Here is an 18139-nt window from a genome sequence, read left to right on the forward strand (position 1 = left end):
CGTCCGGGGGAGACAATGCAAACGTACGGCCTGACACCGAAGCAGCAGGATGAAGCGCTTCGCATCCACGCGGAGAACCTGGCGCTCGCACCTTACCAGGCGGAACTGATCAAGCTTCAGCAGCATATCGAACGTAACCGGTTGAAGATGATGGTGCTTTTCGAGGGGCGTGACGCCGCGGGCAAAGGGACGACAATCGGCAGCGTCAGCCGTTTCATGAATCCGAAGCACTACCGCATCGTCGCCCTGGGTAAACCGACGGAGGAGGAGCGATCGCAGTGGTATTTCCAGCGCTACATCAAACACTTCCCCCATTTCGGGGAACTGGTCCTCTTTGACCGCAGCTGGTACAACCGGGCGATGGTCGAGCCGGTCTTCGGGTTCTGCACCCCGCGCGAACATGCGCTTTTCCTCAAGCACGTCGTGCCGTTCGAACAGGCGCTGACGGAGGAGGGGACGCTCCTCGTCAAACTCTATTTCAGCGTTAGTAAGCAGAAGCAGGCCCTGCGTTTCGAACAGCGCCGGAGTGATCCGCTGCGCCGCTGGAAACTCAGCGAGATCGACATGCAGGCGCAGAGCATGTGGGAGCAGTTCACGCAGATGAAGTACCAGATGCTGACCGTGACCGATCACGCGGCGGCTCCCTGGCACGTCATCCGATCCAGCGACAAGCACAAGGCGCGGCTCGAGACGATGAAGCTCCTGCTGCGGCAGGTCGATTATGAAGGGCGTGACGACAGCCTTATTCTCACACCGGACCCGAAGGTCTGCTTCTCCGGACGGCAGGAGTTGAACCTGATGGACCAGCACGGAAAAGGACTGACATCATGAGCGGCACGGCGTTCAGCGAATTCCTCGACACCCTGAAGTACCTTGTCCGCCGCCCCTCCGTCGTCGGGGCGGAGCACCCCTTCTTTCTGACGCTTAAACGCGAACTCGATGAACTCGGGATTGAAACGACCCTTTATGAAGGGGTGCTTTTTGCGCAGGGCAAGCGGCCCGAAGCGGGAGCGCTGTCGGCGCACATCGACCGCCACGGTCTGATCTGTACGGGTCCGAACGAGTTCCAGTACGCGGCGTTCCTGACCCAGAACCGCGCGGACCTGATCGGCAATTCGGTGGCGGAACAGACGATGAATACGATCTCGGAGCGTTTTGCGGGGCAGGCGGTCCAGGCCTATCAGCCCTGGTCGGGTACATACATCGGGCTGGGCAATATCGAGAAGGCCTACATCTGCCCGAGGCGTAACAACCTGATCTTTGAGGTCAGGGGGCTGGAGTACCTGCTGCCGGGGACGCCGGTCGCCTATGTCGATTCGCTCCGGATGAACGACGGCATGCTCTCTGCCCAGCTTGACAACGTTATCAGCGCGGCGCTGATCCTGCACCTCTACCGCTGTGGGTACGAAGGTACAGCCTTTTTTACGGCACAGGAGGAGGCGGGCAAAAGCTGGCGTTTCGTGCTGGAGTGGTACCGCCGTTTCGACGGGGAGACCGACCGGCTCCTGGTCCTGGATACCAGTCCTTTCCCTGACCGCGAAACGGCCGATGCGCAGGACCTTGTGCTGCGCTACCGGGATGCGAACGCTTCTTTCAACAAGGCGTTTACGGAGGAGATCGCCGCGCGTTGCGAACGTCTCGGCATCCGCTATGGTTTCAAAGACCGCTATATCGAGGCGCAAAACGCCAAGCTGATGGCGTCGGGAGGAACGGCGGCGTCGCTGGGGAGTACGGAGATGGGGCGGCTGGCCGCGGAGGGGACGCTCCAGGGGACGACCCTGCAGCTGCCGACGACCGGGTATCATACCGTCTCGGAGACGGTCCGGACAGAATCCGTCAAGAAGATGCTAGCGCTGCTTACCGACCTCTATTTGTGAGCATCTAAGAAAGAAAAAGCGTCAAGGGCACCTGCCGCAATGGCCTGGCTATATCAGCGGCGGGTCCTGCAACAGGGAAGGCATCGCTTCGCCGACGGCGCTTTCGTCCAGGGCTTCCAGGGCCTCCAGGTGGGAAATGGAGTGGGCCTTTTCCTTGGTGGCGATATGGAAGATTGCATCCCCTTCGTAGACCAGCGGCGTCTCCAGCCGTCCGATGATGATCCCGTCAAATTCGGCATACACCTCGATCACCTCCTGCTGCAGCGGCACGTCGATCTGCGCGAGCAGTTCACCCTCTTTGACGAAACTTCCCGGACCTTTGAAACTGCGCATCAGCCCGCTTTGGGGCGATCGGAGCCATTTGCTGCTGTTGACGGTGACGGTCGGCAGCTTTTTGGGGGTATAGGTGGTTTTCGGCAGCATACCCAGATGGCGCATGACGTGGACGATCCCCTTCAGCCCGGTGCGGATGGAGAGCTCGTCGTAGCGCAGCGCCTCACCCCCTTCGTAGAGCAGAATAGGCACACCCTTTTCCACGGCTGCTTCACGCAGCGAACCGTCGCGCAGCGCGGAGTGCATCAGGACAGGCGCACGGAACGCCTCGGCCATTGCCAGCGTCGTCTCATCTTCAAGGTTGGCCCGCACCTGCGGGAAGTTCGAGCGGTGGACGGCGCCGGTATGCAGGTCGATTCCCGCGTCGGATTTGTCGACGATCTCGTCCATGAAGATCTTAGCGACCCTGGAGGCGAGACTCCCTTTCTGCATGCCGGGGAAGGAGCGGTTGAGATCGCGTCGGTCGGGGAGATAGCGCGAATGCTGGATCAGACCGTAGGGGTTGACGACGGGGACGGCCACGATGGTGCCGCGGAGTTTGGCGAGCTGGGGGAGCTGCAGCAGGCGGCGGATGATCTCGATACCGTTGAGTTCATCCCCGTGCACGGTTGCACTGACAAACAGGGTCGGACCCTTGCGCTTTCCCCGTACGACCTCGACCGGCATATCGATCCGTTTTTCGGAGTAGAGGGCGGGCAGGGGAATGGGAATGACTTTGCGCTCCCCCCTGGCGACGGTAATACCTGCTATCTCGAACATGGCGTCATCCCCTTTACATTGGTGAAAGCCTCGGCTTTTTGGCGCGGGGCTTGCTGCTGGCCTTTTCAAGGTGCTGGATAATGAGACCGGCGATGTCTTTGCCGGAGGCGCTTTCGATGCCCTTGAGCCCGGGGGAGGAGTTGACTTCCATGATGAGCGGGCCGCGTTTGGAACGGAGCATATCGACGCCGCAGACCTGCAGCCCCATCGCTTTGGCGGCGGCAACGGCGGCCGCGCGTTCGTCGGGGGTGATCTTGATCACTTTGGCGCTGCCGCCGCGGTGCAGGTTGGAGCGGAACTCCCCCTCGGGCCCCTGGCGTTTCATCGCGGCAACGACCCTGTCGCCGATGACAAGGCAGCGGATGTCCGCGCCGCCCGCCTCCTTGATGAACTCCTGGACCATGATGTTGGCGTTGAGTCCCATGAAGGCCTGGATGACGCTCTCGGCGGCCTTTTTCGTTTCGGCCAGGACGACGCCGATTCCCTGGGTCCCTTCGAGGAGTTTGATCACGACCGGCGCACCTCCGACCATATTGAGCACATCTTCGATGTCGTCGGGATTGCGGGCGAAGCCGGTGACGGGCATGCCGACCCCTTTGCGCGCCAGCAGCTGCATGGAGCGCAGTTTGTCGCGGGCACGGCTGATGGCGATGGAGTCGTTCAGCGGGTGCAGTCCCATCACCTCGAACTGGCGCAGTACCGCCGTCCCGTAGAAGGTGATCGAGGCGCCGATGCGGGGGATGACGGCGTCAAACCCCAAGAGGTCTTCACCCTTGTAGTGCATCGATGGGCGGTCGGAGGTGATGTTCATATAGCAGCGCAGGGTGTCGATGACCTCGACCTCGTGTCCGCGCTCCTGGGCCGCTTCGACAAGACGGCGGGTCGAGTAGAGGTTTCTGTTGCGTGATAGAATGGCAATTTTCATTCGGCGGGCTCCCCGGTAAGATAAGAGGCATCGGGATCGACTACGAAACGTTTTTCCATGGCGCGGCGGCCAAGCAGCATTCGGAACACCATCGTGTCGCGGTTGGTGAGGGTGATCTCGGCGTCAAAGGTCTCATTTCCGATACGGATCGGCGTCAGGATGACGTAGCGCTCCTCCCGGTGACCGCCGGAATCGCTGACGGTGCGTACGTCAAAGAGTTCGGCAACGCATTCGACGACCGTCTCCGTATCGTTTTGATTCGGGTGCAGTCCGAACCGCACCATCCGTTTGCCGTCCGTCTCAAACGCCTCAACGTAAAAGGCATGGAGGGCGGAAGTTTTGGCCCCGGTGTCGATTTTACAGTTGACGGCGTCGACGCCCAGTGCCGGGAGTCCAACCTGTTCACGCCAGCCGATAACCTGTTTATCCTGCTTCATTTGGTTTGCTCTTGTATCAAAGTTTAATCCTACCATTATAGGTCATGATTGATTAAGAAGAGGCCCCTTGGGCAGGGCGTTTCTCAGGGACTTGGTAAAGCTCTTGACCAGGTGCAGGGCATTGACGGTGATCGTCGTCATTTCCGAAGGGATCGCAGGGTTTTTGGCGATGGCTTCGATCACCTCCATGCTGTTTTTGTAGGAGTTGGCCACCCGCCTGTAGGTCTCCTCCAGCACTTCGCGTTCCGCTTCGGCGCCCTGGGCGACGGCGTGATAGGCCAGGACGCTTTTGAGGATCTGATAGCGGAGGTCTTTGTAGAAGGACTGCTCCTCGGGCGAAGCGGCATCGTAGAGGCGTTCAATGTCGTAGAGCATATCTTTGATCGCCTTGGCGGCGGTGGCCAGGTAGGCGATGGTACGCTGCAGTGCCAGGAGCTGCACCTGCTGCTCCTGTTGGGGGCAGTTCGGGGCGAGCAGGATGATGTAGCGGTAGATCTCCCCCTCATGCCGGCGGATATTCGAGTAGAGCCGGTCAAAAGCGATGTCGAAGTGCTTGGGCGGGGCTTCCAGAAGCTTGTCGACGGAAAGTCCCGCTTCAAACGCTTTGGGCGGCGAGATGTCGATGGCGAGCAGGGCGAACTCCTCGACCCGCTGGGACAGGGTCGCCACTTCGTTTTCCAGGGCGTCTATCGCCATGTCCGGGACCGTGACCGCCACCTTGTGAATCCACTTGGTCACCTGCAGCGGTTCTTTTTTGAACGTCCGCATCAAGAGACGTTCAAGCAGAGGGATAAAAGGGTACCAGAGCAGGACGCCCAGCAGATTGAACAGCGTGTGGAATAGCGCGATCTTGACGACGCCGTCCGCGCCGGCGGCGAAGCGGTCGATCCCCCAGATCAGTGCGCCCATCAGCAGCAGTGCCGCCGCCGCCGTCGAAATATTGAAGAGGACATGGGCCAGCGCCGTTCTTTTCTTGTCGGATGTGCCGCCGAGGGCGCCGAGAATGGCGGTGACCGTTGTCCCGAGGTTGGCACCGATGACGAAAGCTGCCGCAGTAGGAAAAGCGATAATGCCGGTATAAAGGGCGCTCTGGGCGATGGCGATGGCGGCGGAGCTGGACTGGATCAGGGCGGTAAGGGCGAAGCCGATCAGCACGAACCAGTAGGGGTGCCAGGTCTGAAATGCCGTCAGGTCAAAGGTCTCCGCAAAGCCGCCGAAGCTCCCTTTCATCCCTTCAAGGCCCAGAAAAAGCAGCCCGAAGCCGACCATGACGCCGAAATGTTTTTTCCAGCGGCTGTCCGAGGAGACGAGCACGCTGCCAAGCCCCCCGATGCCGATCAGCAGGTACGAGAGCAGACGGATGTCGAGTTTGAACCCCACCAGGGCCACGATCCATGCCGTGACGGTGGTGCCGAGATTCGCGCCGAAAACGACGGCGATCGCCCCACCGAGGCTCATCAGCTGTGCCCCGACGAGCGACAGCGCCATCAGGGTGACGACGGAGGAGCTCTGAAAGATGGCCGTCGCGCCCAGCCCCGTCATCAGGCTGCGCAGAGGCGTACCGGTCGCGCGCTGGACGATGCTTCTGAAGGCATGGCCGGCGGACTGGCGGATCTGACTCTCCAGGAAGAGCATCCCGAAGAGAAAAAGCCCGAGTCCGGAGAACGCTTCCACCCAGAGGATGAATGACGGCATGCCGCTCCTTTCTGCACGATTTAAGACAGTATAGCAAGATTACGGTCCGGCGACAATCGGCCTGTTTTCGGGGGCTGCTTAAACGGAAATAGGTTACTATTTTAAGTGAATTTATTGACGAGGTAGAAGAATGGCTACTGTATTGATTATCGGTGCGGGCGGCGTCGGCCGCGTGGTGACGCACAAGTGCGTTATGAACAGCGAAACGTTTACAAAGATTGTCCTGGCGAGCCGCAGACTTGAGAGCTGCAAGGCGATTGCGGACGAACTCCCGGACGGTGCCGTCGCGATTGAGCAGGTCAATGCGGACAGCGTCGAAGAGACGGCTGCCCTCATCAAAAAGGTCAAGGCCGACATCGTCATCAACGTGGCGCTTCCCTATCAGGACCTCTCTATCATGGATGCCTGTACCCTGACGGGCGTCGACTACCTGGATACGGCGAACTACGAGCATCCGGACGAAGCGAAGTTCGAGTACAAGGAGCAGTGGGCCCGCGACGCGGCATTCAAACAGGCGGGGATCATGGGTCTGCTGGGCAGCGGCTTCGACCCGGGTGCGACCAACGTCTTCTGCGCCTACGCCCAGAAACACTACTTCGACGAGATCCACACCATCGACATCCTTGACTGCAATGCCGGCGATCACGGCTACCCTTTTGCGACGAACTTCAACCCGGAGATCAACCTCCGCGAAGTGAGCGCGAAGGGGCGCTACTGGGAAGAGGGCGAGTGGATCGAGACGGATCCGATGCAGATCCATATGAGCTGGGACTACCCGGAAATCGGGCCAAAAGAGAGCTATCTGCTCTACCATGAAGAGATGGAGTCGCTTGTCAAGCACATCAAGGGGCTTAAGCGCATCCGCTTCTTTATGACCTTCGGCGAGAGCTACCTGACCCACATGAAGTGTCTGGAGAACGTCGGGATGCTGGGAATAGAACCGGTGGAGCACCAGGGGCAGAAGATCGTCCCGATCGAGTTCCTCCGTACCCTGCTGCCCGATCCCGCGTCCCTGGGGCCGCGTACCAAGGGCAAGACGAACATCGGCATCGTCGCCGAAGGGCTCAAAGACGGCAAGAAACGCAAAGTCTACATCTACCAGGTGAAAGATCACGAGGCGTGCTATGCCGAGGTTAAATCACAGGGCGTTTCCTATACGACGGGCGTCCCTGCGATGATCGGCGCGAAACTGATGCTGGAGAAAAAGTGGTATGAGAAGGGGGTCTGGAATATGGAACAGTTCGACCCCGACCCGTTTATGGACGAAATGAACGCGCAGGGCTTACCGTGGAAAGTCCAGGAGCTGGACGCGTAAGGTTCGTCTCCGGCTCCTCCTCGCAGGGGACCGGTTCCCTCTCCTCTCCCTCCACTTTGACTTCATTGAGCGCGCACATCTGCTGTTCAGAGGCTTTTTTCTTCTCGGCTTCCTCCATTTTCTGCGCCACATACTCCGGAACGATATCGACCAGCGCGATCGGCGCGTAGGAGGGCGTATCGTAGGTGTAGAGCTTGTTGGCTTTCATGACGTAATAGAGGCGGGCGACATATTCGTCGCGCAGCTCCGAGTAGCGGCGCAGGTGGCGCAGCAGCTCGAAGGGGTTGTCGGTTTGGTAGCGTGCGCGCCGGAAGCCGCTGTAGGCGTATCCTTTGCCGATCATCTTGAAATAGCCGCGGATCGCGTCGTTGAGGGTGGCGAACTTCTTCACATAGATCGTCTTGGTGCCGCGCTGCTCCGAGGCGGCGATCCTGGGCTCATGCTTGTTATACGACCAGATCCCGAAAACGTTATTGGCCACCTTGAAGAAACGCGAGCTTCCCCATCCGGTCTCCAGCGCTGCCTGTGCGATAACGAGGCTGACCGGGTGCGTATGCATACTGCGCAGCAGACAGGGGTATCCGGCAACGTTGTAGCGCTGCATCTGCTCCTGGAGCCACGCCTCTTCCGCAGTCGTGCGCCCGGGTTTGTTTATCAGCATTTTCGCCCGGGCGTATTCGGCATCGAGTTCGGCTTTGACCGCCTGCACCGCGGGGAGGATCTGGCGGATAAACCGGTCTTTTCTCTCGCGGGCACTCAGCGTAGGCTCCGGGTACAGCACGGGGTTGGCCGTGACCGTTTCGGTCCCGTTCGGGGCCTCGACAGGTTCATTTTCGGCGGGGGAAGAGGTTATAATATCGTAGAGTGTATAGAGGGTGAAAGCAAGCGCGATGGCCGCGACACCCAGTATGAATTTTTGCATGGACGGGATTATATCGAAAAGTAACACGATGAAAAAGTATTATGACGTTGAAACACCGGTTTATATTTGTGAAGAGGTGCGTCTCGCAGCGAACCTCGCGCTGCTCGATCGCGTCCAGCGCGAGAGCGGCGCGAAGATCATCCTGGCGCTCAAAGGCTTTGCGATGTGGTCGACCTTCGACCTTGTCGGACGTTACCTGCAGGGGTGCACCGCCAGCGGCCTGCACGAAGCAAAGCTGGCGCGGGAGAAGATGAACAAAGAGGTGCATACCTACTCCCCTGCCTATAAAGAGCGGGATATCGATGAGATCGCGGCGATCTCCGACCATATCGTCTTCAACTCCCCGGACCAGCTGGCGCGTTTCTATGATCGTGTCAAAAGCGTCAACCCGGGCATTTCCGTCTCCCTGCGCGTCAACCCGGAATACTCCTCGTCGCCGGTCGACCTCTACAACCCCTGTGGGCTTTACAGCCGTCTGGGAACGACGGCGGCCAACTTTGACGCGGCACAGCTTCCAAAACTCGACGGGCTGAATTTCCATGCGTTGTGTGAACAGAACGTCGATGCCCTTGAAGGGGTCCTCGAAGCCTTCGAAGCGAAGTTCGGCACTTATATCGACGGGCTCGAGTACATCAATTTCGGCGGGGGGCACCACATCACGCGGGCTGATTACGACGTCGAGCGCCTGATCGAGGTGATACGCGCTTTCCGCGAGCGCCACAACGGGATCACGGTCTACCTGGAACCGGGCGAAGCGGTCGGGTGGCAGACCGGACCGCTGGTCGCGACGGTGCTCGATATCGTGCATAACGGGATGGACATCGCCATCCTCGACATCTCCGCCGAGGCGCATATGCCCGACACCCTGGCCATGCCGTACCGCGCCGAGGTGCGCGATGCTGCCGAGACCGGGGAAAAACCTTATACCTACCGTCTCGGCGGCAATACCTGCCTGGCGGGGGACATCATGGGGGACTACGCCTTCGATGCGCCGCTGCAAGTAGGGGACCAGATCGTTTTCGAGGATCAGATCCACTACACCTTCGTCAAAAACACGACCTTCAACGGCGTGCAGCTTCCTTCACTGGCCATCCTGCGGCAAAACGGCCAGATGGAGATCGTCAAGCAGTTCGGCTACGAAACCTACCGCGACCGTCTCTCCTGACCAACGTTTTCCCTGAAGGAGATCATAGCCTGTTGATGTAGGGTTCGACCTCTTTTTGCAGCATCGCTTCGAGTTCCTCCGCATTCCGGTCCAGTGTCTCGCGGTAGATCCCGGGCGCGATGCGTATGAACACTGCGACGATGGCAGGGTCGAAGTGGGTCCCGGAATGGTTTTTGATGTAGTCGAGGGAGGCCTCGAGCGTCATGGGTGCTTTATAGGGGCGGCGTGAGCTCAGGGCGTCAAAGACGTCGGCGACGCTGAAGATGCGCGCTTCCAGGGGGATCGCCTCCCCGCGCAGGCCGTGGGGATACCCGCTGCCGTCATACTTCTCATGGTGGCCGGCGATCACGCTCCCGGCGTTGGAAAGCCAGGTGACATGACTGACGATTTCCAACCCTTTCTCGACATGGCTTTTCATCAGCTCGAACTCATCGGCGGTCAATTTGTCCGGTTTTAGCAAAATAGCGTCCGGGATGCCGATTTTGCCGATGTCATGGAGATAGGCGCCGAGGATGATATTGGCAATGTGCTTTTGACTGCAACACTGTAGCGCCTCGGCAAGCCTCAACGTATAGAGCGTGACTCGGAAACTATGGCTTGACGTGCCGCTGTCACGCTGGGCAACGGCGCTGCCGAGCGCGGAAACGGTCCCGAAATAGCTGCGGATCAACTCACTGTTTTTGAGACGAAGCTGCCGATAGTAGAAGAGGATCATCGGAAAGAGGGCGAGGGCGAAAACCGCACCGGTCGCGAGCACAAGCCAGAGCGCGTTGGCATAATGTTCACGCATGCGCCGGATGATGCCCTCGTCGACGGGGAGTACGCCGCGGAAAGCCCTGACGACATGCCGCCCGAAAGGATTCTTGATCTGGGCCGGTCCGGTGGCGAAAACAAGGTAGGGGGAGCGGTCATGATCGATCAACGTGAAATTCTCCTCTTCACCGGCCGGCAGAGCCGGCAACGGTGTCTTGTCCTTAAGCGAAGCCCAATTGCCGGAGGCGAAGGTGTGCAGCAGACGCCCCTTCCCGTCATAGGCTTCAAGATAGGGGATCTGCATGCTCTGCAGCACTTCACGCATCTCTTCACTGACCGGTTCGGATTCATCCATCGCCAGATGTGCACGTACCTGCGTCATAACGTCCGCAAAGCGCTGACTGACATAATCTTCCATCCGCGAATGGTGCTGTTGGTACACCGTGGCAAACATGATGCCGATGACAATGAGGTAGGCAATAATTATGCGTAGCGTAAACGAGAGGAGCATGGTGGGCGTCTCCGGTACATTGTATCACCCTCTATTGTAACGCATTAGGGTGCCGGATCCCAATGCCCGGGATCACCGGGGCACGGCCTAGGGGAGGGCGACGACGTAGACCTGCCCCTTACGGTAGACGTAGACACGATTGAGCTGCCCTCTGGCGTTTTTGCGCGCTTTGACAAGGGAAGCCATGTCGGTCACAGGGGTATTCTCCAGCTGGACGATGATGTCTCCGGGCCGGACACCCTGCATCGCCGCATCGCTCTCGGCATCCACTTCGGTGACAAGGACCCCCTCGACGTCATCGGGTATCCGCAGGCGGTAACGCTGCTGTGCGTCGATGTTCTGCAGACTGACCCCTTTAAAGACGGCGTCGGCGTCGCTCGTGTCGTGTTCGCCCAGGTCGGTCAGATGGACATAGACGCTGTCGGTGCCCCCGTCGCGTTCATAGGTGATCTTGACGCGGCTTCCGGGACGGTACATTCCGACCCTGTTCTTCAGGTCGGCGGCATTGCGGATCGGCTGGCCGTCGACGGCGATAATGAGGTCTCCCCGTTTCAGCCCCGCCTTTGCCGCCGGCGAATCGACAACGATATCGTTGAGTAGGGCGCCTTGTTCATGTTTGTACAGCGACTGAAGCTCTTTGGTCATGTTGCCGATGCTGACGCCGAGATAGCCCCGCGTAACGCTGCCGTCCTCGATCAGTTTTTTGGCGATGCTTTTGACCATATCGACCTCGATGGCAAAGCCGATCCCGTTGTTGCCGCCGCTGCGGGTGATGATGGCGGAGTTGATACCGATCAGCGCCCCGCGGCTGTCGACGAGGGCACCGCCGGAGTTCCCGGGGTTGATGGAGGCATCGGTCTGGATGAAGTTCTCGTACTCGTTGATCCCGATGCCGCTTTTATGCTGGGCCGAAACGATCCCCTGCGAGACGCTGAGACCGACGCCGAAGGGGTTGCCGATCGCAAAGACGATATCCCCGATCTGTAGCTCGGCGGAGCTGCCCATCCGGATCGGCGTCAGCCCCTCCGCGTCGATCCGGATGACGGCGATGTCCGATTTGGGGTCGCTGCCGACAAGCTTGGCACGGTACTCCTTTTGGGAATCCGGCAGTTTGACCATGATGGTGTCGGCATCTTCGACGACGTGGTTGTTGGTGACGATGTAGCCGTCTGCCGTGACGATGACACCGGAACCGAGGCTCTGACGGTGGGGGTTGGGATTGTACCGCCGGCCGAAGAACTGTTCAAAGAAAGGGTGCATCTGTTCCATGTACTTCTGCGAGCGTGTCTGTTTCGATGAGATGTAGACGATGGAGGCTTTCGCCCGCTCGACGGCAGGACTGAATGAGAGCACCTCATTGGGACCGTTGGGCATCACCCGCTTGGTCACCGGGGGCATCTCGTCAAAGGTGACGGCCGCGGCCTGGAGGGTCAGCACGGCGGAAAGAATGGAACTGAGTAGTAGGTATCTTCTGGGCATCGATCATCCTTTGAAAAGTGGAATAACCCAGTATAGAACGCGCTATTTAATCGTGTGTAAACAGTTGCTACTCGTAGCGGAACAGGTCGGAGTCGCTGTAGGTGGAGTCTTCCGAGATATAGGCGTCGGGGTGGGCGTCAAGAATTTTTTTCGCCTCGTCCGTGCTGGTACATTTTCCCAGAAGCTCCTCGTACTCGAAGGGGCCGCTGGCCAGATTGATGCGCTTACGCTGTTTGATAATGTAGATATGCTGCTTGACTTTTTCCGTTCCCATCAGTCAACCCTAAAATAGTTTGGTATAGATAGATTCTAGTGTGAAAATGTCAATTTAATATCACAAATAATTATAAAATAAATGAAAGTTTTTTAGAGGAGTCTCAGGGCGGTATCGACGGCATTGCGGTAACTGTTGAGGCGTGCTTTGCCGCGGTAGGCGATATCGAACGCGGTACCGTGGTCGACGGAGGTGCGGACAATGGGAAGGTTCAGCGAGATGTTGACGCTTTCGTCGAAATAGAGGGCCTTGAGGGGCGCGAGCCCCTGGTCGTGGTACATGGCCACGATATGACGGTGCACGGAGCGGAAAGTCGGGGTAAAGGCGGCATCGGGAACGACAGGCCCGAAAAAGGGACGTCCGTCGCATTTAAACCCTTTTGTGGCGATCGTGTCATTGGCCAGGGCGATGGCCGCTTCGATCTCCCGCTCCTCATCCCCGAGTACGCCGTTGTCCCCGGCATGGGGATTGAGCCCCAGCACGGCCATATCATCGAAGCCGGTGGCCCGGTAGAGGTCGACGAGAAAACGCGCAAGGGCGTTGCGCTCGATCTTCGCCGGTACCTCTTTGAGCGGAACGTGTTCGGTAAAGAGCGCGACGTAGAGCTGGTTGCACCCCAGCATCATGATCGCTTCCTGCTCGAAATGATCACGGAGCAGATCGGTATGACCTTTGTAGGTGATGCCCGCCTGCATCCACGCCTCTTTGTGGATCGGAAGGGTGACGATGGCATCCGTTTCGCCCGCTTCGGTCAGCGCGATCGCCTTGACAAAGGAGGCGTGGCTGTAGCGCCCGGCATCGGCGGTGACGCATCCGGGCTTGATGGCGACGGGGAGCCCAAGGGGGACCATGTTGAAATCATCGGGCAGCTGCATGCCCAGCAGGGATGCCGCCTCCGCCATGACCTCCGGGTCGACGCAGTAATAGGGGTGGCAGACGTCGGCGATCTGCGGATGGGTCCGCAGGGCGATCTCCGGGCCGACCCCGTTCGGATCACCGATGCTGACGGCGAGGCGCGGCAGGCTCATCGGACGAGCAGCGCTTTCATATCGCGCACTGCGGCAGCAAGCCCTGAGAAGACAGAGCGTGCAATAATGCTCTGGCCGATATTGAGCTCCGTGATCTCTGCAATGGCCCTGATGGCCTGCACGTTGTGGTAGTTCAGCCCATGGCCCGCGGCGACTTCGAGGCCGATGGAGTGGGCGTGTTCCGCGCTCTGGCGCAGGGCGTCGACAGCGGCTTCGAGGCGGCGCTGCAGGTCGTCGCGCGGCAGTTCGAGGTCGGGCATGCTGTGGCGGGTATAGGGGAGGGCGGAGTGGAGCATCGCATAGATATTCGCGTAGGTTCCCGTGTGGAGTTCCACCATCTCCGCTTCCAGGGCCTTGGACTGCTCCATAATGTGTGCTGAGGGGTCGACGAAGAGCGATACGGGGATCCCGGCATCGTGAAGCTGGTCGATCGCGTCGGAGACGGCGGTGCTTTGGCCGATGACGTCAAGCCCGCCTTCGGTGGTCACCTCTTCGCGGTTTTCCGGTACGAGGGTGGCGCGGTGGGGACGGAGTTCACAGACGATATCGATGATCGACTGGTTGATGGAGCACTCCAGGTTGACCGGCAGCGGCGAGGAGGCGATGATCTTCTGGGCGTCTTCGTCGTGGATATGGCGGCGGTCTTCACGGAGGTGGATGGTGATCTGGTCCGCGCCGTTCTGGGCGCAGAGGGCAAGAGCCATCAGCGGGTCGGGATCATTGATGCGGCGCGCTTCGCGCAATACGGCGATGTGGTCGATATTGACGCCGAGCTGGATGGGACGGTGATCCTGGGGCATGAAACTCCTTCTCTCCTCTAGCGAATGGTCATGAAATTATATCCATATTAACAGATAAAATCGGTAAAAGGGAGCGGGCCGTTTTCGCGTGCTGGGCACAAAAGTTGTTACTGTTTTTAATAGTGATTATTTTTTAACCACTAAATTCCTTGACCTGTTTGATAAAAATGTTATACTGACACCCAGAAAGCATGTCACGAGGTTGTTTAACCTCACCACTGTCCACAATAGGCGGCTAGGGTTCCGGCGGGTTACCGTGTCTGGTCCGAGAGCCGTCGACCTCTTGAGTAGGGGTTACACGGAGGGATAAAAGCCCGGGAGGTTACAACCTCTTGGCGTGTTTATTCCATTACCTACTCAGGAGATTTACATGAAATCTATTTTCAAATCTACCTCAAAACTCTTAGTTGCCGCTACGATGGTCATGGGCCTTGGTGCCTCTTCTCTGATGGCGGAAGTCAAAGATAAGTTTCAGGTCTCCTGGACGATCTATGTCGGATGGATGCCCTGGGATTACGCCCAGCAAAAAGGGATCATCGACAAGTGGGCCAAAAAATACGGCATCGAGATCGAGATGGTCCAGGTCAACGACTACATCGAATCAATCAACCAATATACTGCAGGAAAATTTGACGGCTGTCTGATGACAAACATGGATGCCCTCACGATTCCGGCTGCCGGCGGCGTCGACTCTACAGCGGTCATCATGGGTGACTACTCCAACGGGAACGACGGTATCCTCCTTAAAAACAAGAAAAAGCTTTCCGACATCAAAGGCCAGACGGTCAACCTCGTCGAACTCTCTGTCTCACACTACCTGCTGGCACGTGCGCTTGAAACGGTCGGCCTGAGCGAGAAAGACGTCAAGGTCCTCAACACCTCCGACGCCGATATGGTCGCGGCATGGGGTACGAAAGACGTCACGGCGATGACAACATGGAACCCGCAGCTCAGCGAGATCATGGCCAACAACAAAGATGCGAACCTTGTCTTCGACTCCAGCAAGACGCCGGGCGAGATTATCGATATGCTCGTCATCAACACGGAAACCCTCAAAGACAACCCGAAACTCGCCAAAGCGCTGACCGGTGCATGGTTTGAGACGATGGCACTGATGAAAAAGGGCGACGAAGCGGCACTGACTTTTATGGCGCAGGCTTCCGGTACGGACCTCGCGGGCTACAAGAGCCAGCTTGACTCCACGATGATGTTCTACGAGCCCTCTGACCTGCTGACGTTTACAACCAGCGACGCCATTCCGGCGACGATGAAAAAAGTCAGCGAATTCTCCTTTGACCACGGCATCCTCGGCGAAGGTGCTCCTGACGCCGAGTTCATTGGTATGGCGTTCCCGGGCGGCAAAACGTTCGGTGATCCGAAAAACATCAAGCTCCGCTTCGACGACACCTATGTCAAAATGGCTGCCGAAGGGAAACTGTAAGGTCCTCTCATGAAACGTTTAATGAACCTCAGACCGTCGAAACAGTCCCTCTTTTTCCTGGGGCTGCTGCCGTTTGTGCTGATCGTGCTCCTCTACCTGGGGGCGTCGGAAGTCCGCCTGGCGGAAAATCCGAACGACAAACTGCTGCCCTCCATGAGCAGCTTTGCCGAAGCGATCGACCGCATGGCGTTTGAACCGAGCAAGCGTACCGGCGAATACCTCTTCGTCGAAGATACGGTCGCCTCGCTCGAGCGCCTCGGCCTCGGTGTGCTCATCAGCGCAGTGCTCGCACTGCTGATGGGGATCCCGCTGGGGTTCATTCCCTTCGTTCGTGCGGGCCTTTCGCCCTTCGTCGCGGCCTTTTCCATGGTGCCGCCAATGGCTATTTTGCCCATCTTATTCATCATTTTCGGTATGGGTGAGCTGGCTAAAGTAGCACTGATCGTCATCGGGGTGACCCCGCTGATCGTCCGCGACCTGCAGCAGCGGGTCATGGAGATCCCGGCGGAGCAGCTGATCAAGGCGCAGACCCTGGGCGGATCGTCCTGGACGATCGTCCTGCGCGTCGTGCTGCCGCAGATCTTTCCGCGCCTGCTTGATGCGGTGCGCCTCACCATGGGGACGGCGTGGATCTTCCTGATCTCCGCCGAGGCAATTTCGGCCACGGAAGGGCTGGGGTACCGGATCTTCTTGGTACGCCGCTACCTGTCGATGGATGTGATCCTGCCGTATGTTGCCTGGATCACCTTCCTCGCCTTTTTGTTTGATTACCTGCTCAAGCGGTTCACTTACAAGGTGTTCCCGTGGTATGACGCAGGGAAGGAGCAGTCATGAGCCTCGTCACCGTTAAAAACCTCTGGAAAGAGTACGGCGACAACGTCGTGCTGGAAAACCTGAGCCTGAACATCGAGGCGGGCGAATTCTGTACGCTCGTCGGACCGTCGGGTTGCGGGAAAACAACCTTTCTGAAGATGCTGCTGGGGCAGGAGAACCCGACCCGCGGCACCTTTTTGCTTGACGGGAAGCCTTTCCCGGAAGAGCCGGGCGTCGACCGTGGGATCGTCTTCCAGCGCTATTCGGTCTTCTCGCACCTGAGTGTGTTGAAAAACGTCATGCTCGGGATCGAGTTTGAAAAGGCTCCGCTCTCAGGTCGCCTTTTCGGCCAGGCCCGCAGGGCGGCGGAAGCCGAAGCGATGGCGATGCTCGAAGCCGTCGGCCTCGGCGACGCGGCGCACAAGTACCCCAGCGAGCTCTCCGGGGGGATGCAGCAGCGTCTCTCTATTGCGCAATCCTTGGTGAAAAAGCCGAAGATCCTGCTGCTGGACGAACCCTTCGGGGCCCTCGACCCTGGGATCCGCGCCGATATGCACGCGCTGATCCTTGACCTCTGGGAAAAGAACAACCTCACCGTCGTCATGGTCACCCATGACCTCCACGAGGGGTTCTACCTGGGAACGCGGCTGCTGGTCTTCGACAAGGTCCGTCACGACCCGCACGCACCCAACGCCTACGGGGCGCGCATCACCTACGACATCCCCGTCGGGGATACGCGCGAATCCGTACTTGAAGAGATCGATAAAACCATCAAGGTTTGATCCAGACCGGGAAGAGCAGATCTTCCAGTGCCGCAGGACGACTTGCGGCATCATGACGCGCGGGACGGCCCGAAAACTTTGAAGGAGAAACAGTGATTACTGAACACAAAAACCTGAAACCAGAATCCATCATCCTCGACGAGGTGCTCCCGGGCGGTGCACGCTGGTCGAAGATCATTAAGCGCGGCGACAAGATCCGCATCACGACCAAGGACGGGCTGGGCACCCTCAGCGCGATGTTCTACAACGCCGACAACACCTCGGAGCGTTTCAACTCCGCCGACACGGTCAAACTTCAGCATAACGCCTACTTCTGCAAAGGGCGGGTCTTCTATTCCGAGCAGGGCCGCGTACTGCTTTCCATTACGGAAGATACGACTGACGGTCTCTTCGACGCCATCGGCGGCATCAGCAACCCGCGCATCGTCGCGAAAAACTTCGGCGAGGGCGATTTCGAACATATCCGCAACCGTTATTACAAAAGCGACCGGGAGAACTTCCTCGTCGAACTGGGCAAATACGGCATGGGAAAACGTGACATGCTTCAGGCGGTCAACTTCTTCAGACGGGTCGACGTCAAAGAGGGCAATAAGCTGGCGCTTTCCGACAAGCGGCCGCAGCCGCAGAGCTACATCGAACTGCGCGCGGAGATGAATGTCCTGCTGGTGCTCTCCAACACGCCGCATGTGATGGAAAAGGGAACGTACAACCCGAGCGACGTCCAGCTGACGCTGTTCAAAGCGGCCCCGGTCACCGAAGATGATTACTGCATGAACTTCAGTATCCAGTCCCAACGTGCGTTCAAGAACAACGCACGTTACTTTGCCTGA

Annotated in this window: 18 protein-coding genes and 1 riboswitch; of the genes, 8 read left to right on the forward strand and 10 right to left on the reverse strand. The window is 58.6% G+C overall.

All coding sequences use genetic code 11. The annotated features are described in order from the left end of the window. Positions 1 to 15 precede the first annotated feature (15 nt). Together ppk2 and LOH54_RS06030 are read left to right on the forward strand one after the other, a co-directional pair. Positions 16 to 831, forward strand: a complete 816-nt coding sequence (ppk2, locus tag LOH54_RS06025; RefSeq protein WP_231021135.1) for a polyphosphate kinase 2 — start codon at positions 16 to 18, stop codon at positions 829 to 831. Continuing rightward, positions 828 to 1877, forward strand: a complete 1050-nt coding sequence (locus LOH54_RS06030; protein ID WP_231021136.1) for a zinc-binding metallopeptidase family protein — start codon at positions 828 to 830, stop codon at positions 1875 to 1877. Before ppk2 ends, LOH54_RS06030 begins: the two co-directional genes overlap by 4 nt. Before the next feature lie 48 nt (positions 1878 to 1925). Here the strand turns inward: LOH54_RS06030 and LOH54_RS06035 are convergent, their stop codons facing one another. The 4 genes from LOH54_RS06035 to LOH54_RS06050 are packed head-to-tail and all read right to left on the reverse strand — an operon-like array spanning position 1926 to position 6026. Then, a complete protein-coding gene (locus tag LOH54_RS06035; protein WP_231021137.1) occupies positions 1926 to 2969 on the reverse strand; it encodes a succinylglutamate desuccinylase/aspartoacylase family protein in 1044 nt (347 codons plus the stop codon). Positions 2970 to 2982: 13 nt separating this feature from the next. Continuing rightward, entirely contained in the window at positions 2983 to 3894 is a 912-nt protein-coding gene (gene rimK / locus LOH54_RS06040; RefSeq protein ID WP_231021138.1) for a 30S ribosomal protein S6--L-glutamate ligase, read from the reverse strand. Next, a complete protein-coding gene (locus tag LOH54_RS06045) occupies positions 3891 to 4331 on the reverse strand; it encodes an ATP-dependent zinc protease family protein (protein WP_231021139.1) in 441 nt (146 codons plus the stop codon). The genes rimK and LOH54_RS06045 overlap by 4 nt, the downstream gene beginning before the upstream one ends. A gap of 42 nt (positions 4332 to 4373) precedes the next feature. Continuing rightward, complete coding sequence (locus LOH54_RS06050) at positions 4374 to 6026, reverse strand: Na/Pi cotransporter family protein (RefSeq protein ID WP_231021140.1); 1653 nt, start codon at positions 6024 to 6026, stop codon at positions 4374 to 4376. 130 nt (positions 6027 to 6156) lie between these two features. On the opposite strand from LOH54_RS06050, the gene LOH54_RS06055 reads away from it, so the two are divergent. Next, the gene (locus LOH54_RS06055; RefSeq protein ID WP_231021141.1) at positions 6157 to 7341 is read left to right on the forward strand and encodes a saccharopine dehydrogenase family protein; all 1185 of its coding nucleotides are present in this window, start codon (positions 6157 to 6159) and stop codon (positions 7339 to 7341) included. Here the strand turns inward: LOH54_RS06055 and LOH54_RS06060 are convergent. Continuing rightward, a complete protein-coding gene (locus LOH54_RS06060; RefSeq protein ID WP_231021142.1) occupies positions 7283 to 8263 on the reverse strand; it encodes a glucosaminidase domain-containing protein in 981 nt (326 codons plus the stop codon). The genes LOH54_RS06055 and LOH54_RS06060 overlap by 59 nt on opposite strands. 28 nt (positions 8264 to 8291) lie before the next feature. On the opposite strand from LOH54_RS06060, the gene nspC reads away from it, so the two are divergent. Further along, entirely contained in the window at positions 8292 to 9428 is a 1137-nt protein-coding gene (gene nspC / locus LOH54_RS06065) for a carboxynorspermidine decarboxylase (RefSeq protein ID WP_231021143.1), read from the forward strand. A 22-nt stretch (positions 9429 to 9450) separates the two neighbouring features. Here the strand turns inward: nspC and LOH54_RS06070 are convergent, their stop codons facing one another. The 5 genes from LOH54_RS06070 to LOH54_RS06090 form a co-directional block, all read right to left on the reverse strand. Continuing rightward, complete coding sequence (locus tag LOH54_RS06070) at positions 9451 to 10692, reverse strand: HD-GYP domain-containing protein (RefSeq protein WP_231021144.1); 1242 nt, start codon at positions 10690 to 10692, stop codon at positions 9451 to 9453. Positions 10693 to 10779: 87 nt separating this feature from the next. Next, positions 10780 to 12171, reverse strand: a complete 1392-nt coding sequence (locus LOH54_RS06075) for a Do family serine endopeptidase (RefSeq protein WP_231021145.1) — start codon at positions 12169 to 12171, stop codon at positions 10780 to 10782. 67 nt (positions 12172 to 12238) lie between these two features. After that, positions 12239 to 12445: a hypothetical protein gene (locus tag LOH54_RS06080; RefSeq protein ID WP_231021146.1), complete on the reverse strand. Its 207-nt coding sequence runs from the start codon at positions 12443 to 12445 to the stop codon at positions 12239 to 12241. A 92-nt stretch (positions 12446 to 12537) separates the two neighbouring features. Beyond that, entirely contained in the window at positions 12538 to 13473 is a 936-nt protein-coding gene (gene pdxA, locus LOH54_RS06085; RefSeq protein WP_231021147.1) for a 4-hydroxythreonine-4-phosphate dehydrogenase, read from the reverse strand. Continuing rightward, a complete protein-coding gene (locus LOH54_RS06090; protein ID WP_231021226.1) occupies positions 13470 to 14252 on the reverse strand; it encodes a pyridoxine 5'-phosphate synthase in 783 nt (260 codons plus the stop codon). Before LOH54_RS06090 ends, pdxA begins: the two co-directional genes overlap by 4 nt. Before the next feature lie 245 nt (positions 14253 to 14497). Further along, a riboswitch (guanidine-I (ykkC/yxkD leader) is annotated at positions 14498 to 14596 on the forward strand. 47 nt (positions 14597 to 14643) lie between these two features. Between LOH54_RS06090 and LOH54_RS06095 the strand changes: the two genes are divergently transcribed. The 4 genes from LOH54_RS06095 to LOH54_RS06110 all read left to right on the forward strand — a co-directional run bounded on the left by LOH54_RS06095 (position 14644) and on the right by LOH54_RS06110 (position 18139). Beyond that, positions 14644 to 15714, forward strand: coding sequence for a putative urea ABC transporter substrate-binding protein (locus LOH54_RS06095; protein WP_231021148.1), 1071 nt, complete (start codon positions 14644 to 14646; stop codon positions 15712 to 15714). Positions 15715 to 15723: 9 nt separating this feature from the next. Continuing rightward, positions 15724 to 16548, forward strand: coding sequence for an ABC transporter permease (locus tag LOH54_RS06100; RefSeq protein WP_231021149.1), 825 nt, complete (start codon positions 15724 to 15726; stop codon positions 16546 to 16548). Continuing rightward, on the forward strand, positions 16545 to 17309 hold the full coding sequence (locus LOH54_RS06105) for an ABC transporter ATP-binding protein (RefSeq protein ID WP_231021150.1): 765 nt from the start codon (positions 16545 to 16547) through the stop codon (positions 17307 to 17309). The genes LOH54_RS06100 and LOH54_RS06105 overlap by 4 nt, the downstream gene beginning before the upstream one ends. Positions 17310 to 17401: 92 nt before the next feature. Further along, entirely contained in the window at positions 17402 to 18139 is a 738-nt protein-coding gene (locus LOH54_RS06110) for an urea amidolyase associated protein UAAP1 (protein WP_231021151.1), read from the forward strand.

The sequence above is a fragment of the Sulfurimonas sp. HSL-3221 genome, from assembly GCF_021044585.1.
GTDB classification, from domain to species: domain Bacteria; phylum Campylobacterota; class Campylobacteria; order Campylobacterales; family Sulfurimonadaceae; genus Thiomicrolovo; species Thiomicrolovo sulfuroxydans.